Origin of the sequence: Albidovulum sp. (assembly GCF_049646345.1) — a bacterium.
GTDB lineage: Bacteria > Pseudomonadota > Alphaproteobacteria > Rhodobacterales > Rhodobacteraceae > Albidovulum.
Genome location: NZ_JBARVQ010000488.1, coordinates 1 through 2,302, shown reverse-complemented (window position 1 = coordinate 2,302; position 2,302 = coordinate 1). Strand labels below are relative to the sequence as shown.

Sequence of the window (2,302 nt, the reverse complement as noted above, 5' to 3'; positions counted from 1 at the left end):
ATCCCTCATATCTGTTACGGATCGTTCCGCCTGCGGCAACCACGCCGCCTCGGCTCGGATTTGGAAACGCAGTGTTTCCAGCTCTTTGCTGGGGGAATTTGGCAAAGGCGTCTGAAATCATCGTCTCTGCATTTCGAGGCCAATACACTGCGGCCCCCCAACAATTCCCGGATCGGACACGCACTGTATTGATGCATATGCATAATAAGAAGGTGACTGTTTCCATAAGCTGCGACCGCTGCCCGGTCACCTCAGGGTTGTTTTCACTCCAAAAGATCAACGCTTTGAGTTCATTGGAAACAATCCTTGGACGAGGTTCATTCCACCGGCCGATAATGATGCACCGGTGCGGAGTTGCGCTGGCGTAATGTGTATCGGAGTAAGCGAAATGGATCAGACCGTCCCCTTTCAGGATGGAGGAATTGGTGCTGTGGCATCCCGGACAGGCGGCGCGTACCGGCGCGAGGATCGCGTGGCCACGCCACTGGTCTGGACCGTACCCGGCTTTGTCGGAACGGCGCGTGTGTCGACCGCATTCGGCGATCTGCCGATAAAGGTTATTCGCCAGCATGACCCTTTGCGTACGGTACAGGGGCCGGTCGCCAAGGTTGCAAAAGTCAGCGCCATCCATCTGGACGAAGACTTCCTTTCCGCCAATCGGGACGCCATGCCGGTTCGGATCCCCGCAGGCATGTTCGGGCCAGGCCGGCCGGCGGTCGATATCCTCGTCTCGCCGCAGCAACGGATCAATGTCAGCCCCGGCCAGTTTCGTCAGGATTTCCGGCTGGCACGTGATCTTGAAGGGCGGCCCGGCGTGATGCGGGTGCCGCAGATGACGGTCAGCTACTACTCAATTGAATGCACCACCCCGGCTGCTGTCCTGGTCGAAGGGCTTTGCATCAGCACCGGCGTCTAATCTTCCGGCTCTTCTTCTTCCGGCACGCCCCGGAACCCGGTCGCGACCACGAACTTTTCCGAACTGTCGGCCCGGCTTGCCGGCGGCTTTACATTCGCCACCTTCGTGAAAGCGCGTTTCAGAAGCGCCTGCAACTCGTTCTCGGCCCCGCCCGCCAGCACCTTGGCGACAAAGGTGCCGCCCTCTTCCAGCACGTCGAAGGCGAAGTAGGCCGCAGCCTCGCAGAGCGCCACGATGCGCAAATGGTCGGTGCCCTTGTGGCCTGACGCCGATGCCGCCATGTCCGACATCACGACATCAGCCTTGCCGCCAAGCCAGCCCTTGACCTTCTCATCGGCTTCGTCAGAGAGGAAATCCAGCTGATGGATCTCGGCCCCGGCAATCGGCTCCACCTCCTGCAGGTCGACCCCCAGAACCGTGCCGACCTTCTTGCCGGACTTCTGACCAAGCGCGTTCACGCGGTCGACCGCGATCTGGCACCAGCCACCGGGCGCACAGCCAAGATCGACAACCCGCGCACCGGGCACGAGAAAGCGGAACTTGTCATCCAGTTCGAGGATCTTGTAGGCCGCCCTGCCCCGGTAGCCTTCCTTCTTGGCCCGCTGCACATAGGGGTCATTCAACTGACGTTCGAGCCAGAGGGTCGAGGACAGCTTTCGCCCCTTTGCGGTCTTGACCCGCACCCGAAGATCGCGCTGCCCGCGCCCGGAAGTGTTGCCAGAAGGTGTCTTCGCCATATCCCTTGCCCTGAACGGGCCCTCAGTATTTCTTCCTGATCCCAATACGCATGCGGCGCTGCCAAAGCAATCGTGGGCGGCCGGAGCGTTCAGAACGGCCCGTCCTCCAGCACGCCGTCGGCCGACATCTGGGCGTAAAGCAGCCCCTCGCGCAGCCCCCGATCGGCTACCGACAGGCGGTCCGTCGGCCAGATCCGCATCAGCGCCTGCAGGATCGCCGCCCCCGACATGATCAGGGAATGCCGGTCGCGCCCGATCCTCGGGTCGTTCCGCCGCCCGTCCGGCCCCATATGCAGGTATTCGCGGATCACCCTGTCGATCTGGTCCGATGTCATCCGCAGCCCGTCAACTTTGGTCCGGTCATAACGTTTCAGACCCAGATGGCTGGCCGCGACGGTGGTCACCGTGCCGCTGGTGCCGATGATCTGGAACCCCTCGCGCGGCTGGCTGGCATTGTAGGGCGAGAAATCGGCGAGGTTTTCCTCAAAAAACCAGCTCATCAGGGCGAAGCGTGCTGCGTCATCCTCCACATCATGAAATTGGTCCTTAAGGGTCGCGACACCCAGGGGCACCGAGATCCAGTCAACCACCTTGGCCGCCGGAAACGGGCTTTCCGGCGGATGAAAGCCCGCATGCAGCCGCATGATTG

At 61.6% G+C, this 2,302-nt stretch carries 3 protein-coding genes; 1 reads left to right on the top strand and 2 read right to left on the bottom strand.

Annotation, left to right across the window (positions count from 1 at the left end):
* Positions 1–388 precede the first annotated feature (388 nt).
* A complete protein-coding gene (locus WBB85_RS12240) occupies positions 389–916 on the top strand; it encodes a Hint domain-containing protein (protein ID WP_432638891.1) in 528 nt (175 codons plus the stop codon).
* On the opposite strand, the gene WBB85_RS12235 is transcribed toward WBB85_RS12240, so the two are convergent.
* Complete coding sequence (locus WBB85_RS12235) at positions 913–1,653, bottom strand: RlmE family RNA methyltransferase (protein ID WP_432638890.1); 741 nt, start codon at positions 1,651–1,653, stop codon at positions 913–915. The genes WBB85_RS12240 and WBB85_RS12235 overlap by 4 nt on opposite strands.
* Positions 1,654–1,742: 89 nt before the next feature.
* Positions 1,743–2,302: Ppx/GppA phosphatase family protein (locus tag WBB85_RS12230; protein WP_432638889.1), on the bottom strand; the 560-nt coding region annotated here is incomplete at its 5' end.

Coding starts and splice junctions, on each gene's coding strand:
- WBB85_RS12235 (WP_432638890.1), bottom strand. CDS start 1,653: ATGGCGAAGACACCTTCTGGCAACACTTCCGGGCGCGGGCAGCGCGAT.
- WBB85_RS12240 (WP_432638891.1), top strand. CDS start 389: ATGGATCAGACCGTCCCCTTTCAGGATGGAGGAATTGGTGCTGTGGCA.